Raw genomic sequence first — 7,294 nt, forward strand, 5'->3', positions numbered from 1 at the left:
GTTTATCGCACTTTTTTATTCCAAGGAAAAATATGACGATTACGATTTCAGAAAATCATCGCCGTGAAGAAGAGATTAAAAAGTCTCGCTTTATTTGTCAGCTGGCCAGGGTGCAGACAGAAGAAGAGGCTCAGGACTTTGTCCAGGCGATGAAAAAGCTTCATCCCAAGGCCAATCACAACTGCTGGACCTATGTCCTCGGCGACCATCAGGAGGTCCAGCGGATGTCAGATGACGGCGAGCCTTCAGGGACGGCGGGTGTGCCCATGCTCGAGGTTCTCAAGAAATGGGAGCTGACCAATGTCGTTGCTGTGGTCACCCGCTATTTTGGGGGCATCAAGCTGGGTGCAGGAGGCCTGATTAGGGCTTATGCCGGCAGTCTTGCCCATGCCCTGGATGAAGTGGGGCTTGTCGCCTATGTGCCACAGAGAGAGCTCTATATCAGCCTCGACTATGGCCTCTATGATAGCCTGCAGCGTTTCTTGGCTGAGCGGGAGTTAGTCATTCAGGAGGCGGAGTTTTTAGAGGCCGTCAAGGTTAAGCTCTACGTGGATGAGGCAGTAGTTCCAGATTTGGAAGCTGAGCTCACAGAGCAGTTTCAAGCAAAATTAAGTATTAGTAAAGGGGAGGAGCTCATTGCAGAGATCCCCTACAAAAGAGAACTGGAGGGGTCATGAAGATTTTCAGAGGCTCGATTATTGTTACGATTATTGCACTGGCCATTGCCTATTTTTATGCCGGACTCAACGGCCTCTTTATCACAGGGATTCTTGCTGTGCTTGAGGTCTCGCTCTCGATGGATAACGCCATTGTCAACGCCCGAATTTTAGAGAAGATGAACCATTTTTGGCGGGGAATTTTTCTGACCGTCGGGATTTTGGTGGCTGTTGTCGGCATGCGGCTGATTTTCCCCCTGTTGATTGTAGGGATTTCTGCCCGTATCAATCCGATTGAGGCATTGCAACTGGCCCTGGCCAAGGGAGACCCAAGTCAGGCTGGGACCTATGGCTATATTCTCCACCACTCTCACCCGCAGATTGCGGCCTTTGGTGGGATGTTCCTCCTCATGCTCTCGCTCGAATTCTTCTTTGATGAACGGGCCCACAGCTGGCTCAAGATTCCTGAGAAGCTCTTGAAGTGGATTGGTTATTTCCCTTCTGCCAATGTGATCATCTCGATTGTTGCCCTGATGATTGCAGCTCAGGGTGCTCATAATCCCTCAGCCGCTATCTTTGCTGGTATTCTAGGGATTCTAAGTTTCCTTCTGGTCAATGGCTTGGGCCATGTGATGAGCCAGCATCAGCCGGGTGCTGGGACGGGTGAAGCCGTCCTTGCGACCGGCAAGGCCGCCCTCTCCCTCTTCCTCTATCTGGAAGTGATTGACGCCAGTTTTAGTTTTGACGGCGTAATTGGGGCCTTTGCGATTACCAATGATCCGATTATCATCTTGCTCGGACTTGGTGTAATTGGGGCTATGTTTGTGCGGTCGCTGACCCTTTATCTGGTCGCTAAGGGAACCCTTAATGAGCTGGTCTACCTGGAACACGGTGCCCACTGGGCGATTATGGCTCTGGCTGTCTTTATCCTGGTCAGCATCCATGTCGAGATCGGCGAGGCCGTGACAGGCTTGACGGGGGCCGTCCTGATTGGTCTTTCCTTCCTGTCTAGTGTGCTTTACAATCGCAAGCACTAAAGAGGCATGAAATCCTTTGACATTAAGCATTTGTTAAGTTAAAATGAGATTGTAGAATTATATTTACAGTCTTATTTTTTATAGTAAAAATTTTATATTTACTTGGAGGTAAAAATATGATGAAACCTGCTGAAATCCTTGCTGCTATGATCCATAGTGGCGAGGAAAAAGTCTCGCGTCCCCTCTACGAAAAGGCCATTCTTGGCTTTGTCGGTGGGGCGATGATCTCACTTGGATATTTACTTTATATCCGCTCTATTGCAAGTGTCGCTGAAAGTCTGGGAAGTCTCGCGTCACTTATCGGTGCTTCAGTCTTCCCGATTGGTTTGATTGTCATTATCATGGGTGGTGGTGAACTTGTCACTTCAAACATGGCAGCTGTAGCAACTTCCCTCTTTGCTAAGAAAATCAATATCGGACAATTGATTGCAAACTGGATTGTCATCACGATCTTTAATATTATTGGTGCCATCTGTGTAGCTTATTTCTTTGGCCATGTCGTAGGTTTGACTCATGTCGGTGTTTATCAACATGAAATCTTGACCGTTGCCAATGCTAAGCTTTCTGCTGGTCCACTTGCAACTTTTATTTCAGGAATTGGTTGTAACTGGTTCGTAGGTGCCGCAGTTTGGATGGCTTACGGGGCAAAAGACGCAGCTGGAAAACTCCTTGCCATTTGGTTCCCAATCATGGCCTTCGTAGCTATTGGCTTCCAGCACAGCATCGCAAATGCCTTTGCAATCCCAGCTGCTATCTTTGAAGGCGGTACAACATGGTTGCGTTTCTGGCAAAACTTTGGACTTGTTTACCTTGGCAATATCGTCGGTGGCGCCATCTTCCTCGCAGCCTTCTACTATATTTCTTACAAACGCCAAATGAAGGAATTGTCACTTTAATTTGAAAACAGCTTTAGCTGTTTTTCTTATTGACTTTAAGGCAGCATTGGACTATAATATAAACAAAGCGAATCCAGGAGAGTGAGAGCTGGGTCAATCAAATGGCTTAACAATTAAAAATGTACTCAATGAAGTAAAAAATAAAGGTGGAACCGTGCTCAGCACCCTTTGTCAACGTTTTTGTTGACCTTGGTGTGAAGTACGGTTTTTCTATGGAGGAAATATGTCGGATAAAAAATTATCGTTTCAAGAAATCATCTTGACCCTGCAAGAGTTTTGGTCAAAACAAGGGGCCAATCTCATGCAGTCTTATGACAATGAGGTCGGTGCTGGGACTATGAGCCCTTACACCTTCTTGCGGTCAAACGGTCCAGAACCCTGGAATGCAGCTTATGTACAGCCTTCACGCCGGCCGGCAGATGGCCGTTATGGTGAGAACCCTAACCGTCTCTTTCAGCACCATCAGTTTCAAGTGGTGATGAAGCCAAGTCCTAAGAACATTCAAGAGCTCTATCTTCAAAGCCTCGCAGCCCTTGGCATCGATGCCTTGGAGCATGACATCCGCTTTGTCGAAGACAACTGGGAAAATCCTTCGATGGGATGCGCGGGTATCGGCTGGGAAGTTTGGATTGACGGGCAAGAATGTACGCAATTTACTTACTTCCAACAGGTTGGTGGGATCGAGGTTGATAGTGTGACTTCAGAAATCACTTACGGTCTCGAACGGATCGCCGTTGCTATCCAAGATGTGGATTCCGTTTACGATTTGGATTGGGGCAATGGCGTGAGCTATGGCGATATTTTCCAAGAACCCGAATATGAACACTCTAAATTTGCCTTTGAAGAAAGCAATCAAGAGCTCTTGCTTAAACTCTTTGGAGAGTATGAAGAAGAAGCCCTCCACTTGCTTGATTTAGGCCTTGTCCACCCAGCCTATGACTATATCTTGAAGTCTTCACATACTTTTAACCTGCTGGATGCGCGTGGTGCGGTTTCCGTTACTGAACGTGCCGGTTACATGCATCGTGTGCGTGGCATGGCGCGTAAGGTAGCCAAGACCTTTATTGAAGAGCGGGCCAAGCTTGGCTTCCCCCTCTTGAAAGATGAGGCGCTGCGGGATAAATACCTGGGTAAAAACGGAAAGTATGCACAAAAGGAGGAGGCATAATCATGAGCAATTATTTATTAGAAATCGGCTTAGAAGAAATGCCGGCCCACCTGGTCACAGCAAGCGAACGTCAGCTGGCTGAACGGGTTTCAGATTTTCTGAAGGAAAATCGGGTGAACTTCAAGAACATCGTCCGCTTTTCAACACCCCGACGTTTGGCAGTCCTTGTCGAAGACATTGCAGAGCAATCTGAAGCCATGGACGAAGAAGTCAAGGGTCCTGCGGCTAAGATTGCCAAAGATAATGAAGGCAACTGGTCGAAGGCTATCCAAGGTTTCTCACGGGGTCAAGGTTTGACGCCTGATGACTTGGAGCTGCGTGGCGACTACTATTATGCGACCAAGCACACTGAAGGTGTGGCGACGGCCGATGTTCTTAAAAATATCGGCGCTGAAGTCATCGAGAAAATGCAATTTTCAACCTACATGAAGTGGGGCAACAACAGCTTCCTCTTTGTCCGTCCGATTCAGTGGATTGTCAGCCTTTTAGACGTTGCTGTGGTTGACTTTGACCTTCTGGACGTCAAGGCAGGCCGCAAGTCACGTGGCCATCGCTTCCTTGCCAACCGTGCCATCGAGCTGGTCGATGCCCGCCTCTATGAGAAGGCCCTCCAGGATAACTTTGTCATCGCCTATGCCCCAGCCCGTAAGCTTTTGGTCGCACAAGAAATCCAAAAATTGGCAGACAAACACGGTTGGGAAGTTGAACTTCACGCTGACCTCCTTGAAGAAGTCAACAACATCGTCGAGTGGCCTACCGCCTTTGTCGGCAACTTTGATGAAAAATATTTGGCAGTCCCAGAAGAAGTGCTCGTCACTTCAATGCGTGATAACCAACGTTACTTCGAACTTCATACAAAAGAAGGCAAACTTGCACCACATTTCATTTCCGTCCGTAATGGTAATGATGAACATATGGATAATGTCATCAAAGGGAATGAAAAGGTCCTCGTGGCCCGGCTTGAAGATGCAGAATTCTTCTGGCGTGAAGATCAGAAGCTCAAGATTGATGACCTGGTCAAGAAACTTGAAAAAGTGACCTTCCATGCGAAAATCGGTAGCTTGACTGAGCACATGGCCCGGACCAAGGCAATCGCGGCCAAGCTCGCGCCATTTGCAGAACTTTCAGATGCGGAAAAAGCTGATGTGGCCCGTGCGGCGGACATCTATAAGTTCGACCTCTTGACCAACATGGTTAACGAATTCGACGAGCTACAAGGAGTCATGGGTGAGAAGTATGCCCTCCTTGCTGGCGAAAATGAAAATGTCGCAACAGCCATCCGTGAGCACTACATGCCAACCTCAGCAGAGGGTGCGCTGCCTGAGAGCAAGGTCGGAGCTGTGCTTGCAGTGGCTGACAAGTTGGACAGCATCCTGAGTTTCTTCTCAGCTGGTCTGATTCCTTCTGGTTCAAACGACCCTTATGCCCTCCGTCGTGCGGCTCAAGGTCTGATTCGGATTCTTGAAAAATTCGACTGGCAACTTGATTTGGCCGAATTTATTTTAGAGATGGAATATGAAAATAAGGAACAAGTCTTAGAATTTGTCCAAGGCCGGATTCAAAAGATGCTGCTGGACAGCAAGGTCCGCCATGATATTGTCGATGCCGTGATTCATGCCAGCCATTTCAACATTGTCAGCATGCTAGAAACTGCACAGGTCATCAACGAGCATAAAGACCACGAGCCCTTCAAGCCTGCCATGGAAAATGTAGGCCGGGTAATTAACCTGGTTAAAAAGGCTGAAAACTTGAGCAATCAGGTCGACAGCAGTCTCTTTGAAAACGAGCAGGAAAAAGAGCTGGCCCGGGTCGTTGAAAGCCTGAAGGCTGACTGGTTAAGCCTTAACAATGCCCTGCGTTTTCGCTCGATTGTGCACTCAATGACGCCGGCCATCAGCCAATTCTTTGAGCATACCATGGTCATGGCAGAAGATGAAAAAGTCAGAGCTAACCGCTTGAACCTGCTGGGACAGCTGGTAGAACTGACCGCTACGCTGGCTGACTTTAGCCTGATTAACACAAAATAAGGGGGACATCATGGCCATCAGCAATGAACAAATTGAACGCATCAATGCCCTGGCGGCGAAAAATAAGACTCCAGAAGGCCTGACAGCAGAAGAAGTCGAAGAACGCAAGGCCCTGCGTGAACTCTATCTGGACAGTGTCCGGGCGAGCCTCCGTGCCCAGGTCGAGTCTGTCAAACTGGTCGATGAGGCTGGTAATGACGTGACGCCTGAGAAGCTCAAGAAGGTCCAAAGAGAAAAGGGGATGCGGGAGTAAAATGTCCGGGGGACATTTTAGCTTCTCTCACAGAATGGAGCTAGCTCTACTTCATCAGCTGAAACGAATAGTATTCAGCTGGATAAAAGCTAGAGTAAGCTAAAGCAGATAGAGTTAAAGCTCAAAATCATTTTTGCTATTCCTCTAGCAGCTGTGATTTATTTTTGTAAAGTACCCGCAAAGTGCTAATGCCGAAAGATTTCCTTGACTGGGCATGCCCAAGAAGTCTCATAAAAAGCCGGAGAACAGCCAAAGCTTGAGCTAGTTTTCTCCTGCTTTTTTTGTTAAGATAAACACTATGAATATCATCATTGTCTTTCTCTTTGGTGCCTTGGGCGGGATATGTCGATTTGAGCTTAACGAATATCTTCCTAAGCTTGGCACTTTTCCCTTAGCCACCCTCCTCATTAACCTCGTAGGCTGCTATCTTTTTACCTTTTTGATTAAAAACTTTCTGTCAGCAAAAAATATGAACCAAAAGCTGATTTTAGGCCTTGGGACAGGTTTTATCGGGGCCTTTACGACCTTCAGCTCTTTTATTCTTGATTCAGATCACCTCTTGATTTCAGGCCACTATTTCCAACTCTTTGTCTATGTGTTCTTATCCGTCTTTGGAGGCCTGCTTATGGCGACCTTGGGCATGATGCACGGGCGTAGATTAGGAGGCAATCAGCATGCATGAGCTTGGACTGGTCGGGGCTGCTGCAGGGCTTGGTGCCCTGGTCCGCTATGCCTTTAGTTATTTGAACATCATCTTTAAGCGACTAAGATTTCCCATCGGGACCTATATCATCAATATTTTAGGGAGCTTTCTCATCGGCTTTATCTTTGCCAAATATGGTAGTCACAATGCGTCTTACGCCATTTTTGCGACCGGATTTTGTGGGGGATTAACCACCTTTTCGACTTATAATTTTGAGCTCTTTGAATTGATTGAAAAGGGCGATTATCGGCATTTTGCAGAGTATTTTGTTTTGACTTATGGGCTGGGCTTTGTGGCGGTCTTGATAGGCCTTTATCTGGCTGGAAAATAAAAGACGAGGGAAAGCTAGAGCTTCTCTTGTTTTATTGGCTCTATAATAAATCGTGTGGGAAATGTCCCACACGATTTTTTCTTGCAAAAGAAAAATCTTATCTCTAAGATATAAGTAACCACACAAATACCGAAAGAAAGATAAGATTTATGTTTGATTCTATCATGAAAGAATATCAATTACAAGAGAAATACTGGCATTGTGAGGAGACCTCACCTGTAAA

General features: G+C 46.9%; 8 protein-coding genes. All 8 read left to right on the forward strand.

Going from position 1 to position 7,294, the window contains the following annotated elements:
- Positions 1–32 precede the first annotated feature (32 nt).
- Positions 33–677: a YigZ family protein gene (locus NtB2_RS02520; RefSeq protein ID WP_109245372.1), complete on the forward strand. Its 645-nt coding sequence runs from the start codon at positions 33–35 to the stop codon at positions 675–677.
- On the forward strand, positions 674–1,693 hold the full coding sequence (locus NtB2_RS02525; RefSeq protein WP_109245373.1) for a DUF475 domain-containing protein: 1,020 nt from the start codon (positions 674–676) through the stop codon (positions 1,691–1,693). Before NtB2_RS02520 ends, NtB2_RS02525 begins: the two co-directional genes overlap by 4 nt.
- Positions 1,694–1,809: 116 nt before the next feature.
- Positions 1,810–2,589: a formate/nitrite transporter family protein gene (locus NtB2_RS02530; protein ID WP_109245374.1), complete on the forward strand. Its 780-nt coding sequence runs from the start codon at positions 1,810–1,812 to the stop codon at positions 2,587–2,589.
- A gap of 223 nt (positions 2,590–2,812) precedes the next feature.
- Positions 2,813–3,757, forward strand: a complete 945-nt coding sequence (gene glyQ, locus NtB2_RS02535) for a glycine--tRNA ligase subunit alpha (protein ID WP_109245375.1) — start codon at positions 2,813–2,815, stop codon at positions 3,755–3,757.
- The gene (gene glyS, locus NtB2_RS02540) at positions 3,757–5,784 is read left to right on the forward strand and encodes a glycine--tRNA ligase subunit beta (protein ID WP_174683334.1); all 2,028 of its coding nucleotides are present in this window, start codon (positions 3,757–3,759) and stop codon (positions 5,782–5,784) included. Before glyQ ends, glyS begins: the two co-directional genes overlap by 1 nt.
- A 10-nt stretch (positions 5,785–5,794) precedes the next feature.
- Entirely contained in the window at positions 5,795–6,037 is a 243-nt protein-coding gene (locus tag NtB2_RS02545) for a DUF896 domain-containing protein (RefSeq protein ID WP_109245377.1), read from the forward strand.
- A 298-nt stretch (positions 6,038–6,335) separates the two neighbouring features.
- Positions 6,336–6,719, forward strand: coding sequence for a fluoride efflux transporter FluC (locus NtB2_RS02550; RefSeq protein WP_109245378.1), 384 nt, complete (start codon positions 6,336–6,338; stop codon positions 6,717–6,719).
- Positions 6,712–7,071: a fluoride efflux transporter FluC gene (locus tag NtB2_RS02555; RefSeq protein WP_109245379.1), complete on the forward strand. Its 360-nt coding sequence runs from the start codon at positions 6,712–6,714 to the stop codon at positions 7,069–7,071. Before NtB2_RS02550 ends, NtB2_RS02555 begins: the two co-directional genes overlap by 8 nt.
- Positions 7,072–7,294: the final 223 nt, after the last annotated feature.

Origin of the sequence: Lactococcus termiticola (genome assembly GCF_003116835.1) — a bacterium.
In the GTDB taxonomy this organism is placed as follows: Bacteria; Bacillota; Bacilli; order Lactobacillales; family Streptococcaceae; genus Lactococcus; species Lactococcus termiticola.

What these genes read in the sequence shown, in the direction of transcription:
- NtB2_RS02520 (WP_109245372.1), top strand. Translation starts at nt 33, where the DNA reads ATGACGATTACGATTTCAGAAAATCATCGCCGTGAAGAAGAGATTAAA.
- NtB2_RS02525 (WP_109245373.1), top strand. Translation starts at nt 674, where the DNA reads ATGAAGATTTTCAGAGGCTCGATTATTGTTACGATTATTGCACTGGCC.
- NtB2_RS02530 (WP_109245374.1), top strand. Translation starts at nt 1,810, where the DNA reads ATGATGAAACCTGCTGAAATCCTTGCTGCTATGATCCATAGTGGCGAG.
- glyQ (WP_109245375.1), top strand. Translation starts at nt 2,813, where the DNA reads ATGTCGGATAAAAAATTATCGTTTCAAGAAATCATCTTGACCCTGCAA.
- NtB2_RS02545 (WP_109245377.1), top strand. Translation starts at nt 5,795, where the DNA reads ATGGCCATCAGCAATGAACAAATTGAACGCATCAATGCCCTGGCGGCG.
- NtB2_RS02550 (WP_109245378.1), top strand. Translation starts at nt 6,336, where the DNA reads ATGAATATCATCATTGTCTTTCTCTTTGGTGCCTTGGGCGGGATATGT.
- NtB2_RS02555 (WP_109245379.1), top strand. Translation starts at nt 6,712, where the DNA reads ATGCATGAGCTTGGACTGGTCGGGGCTGCTGCAGGGCTTGGTGCCCTG.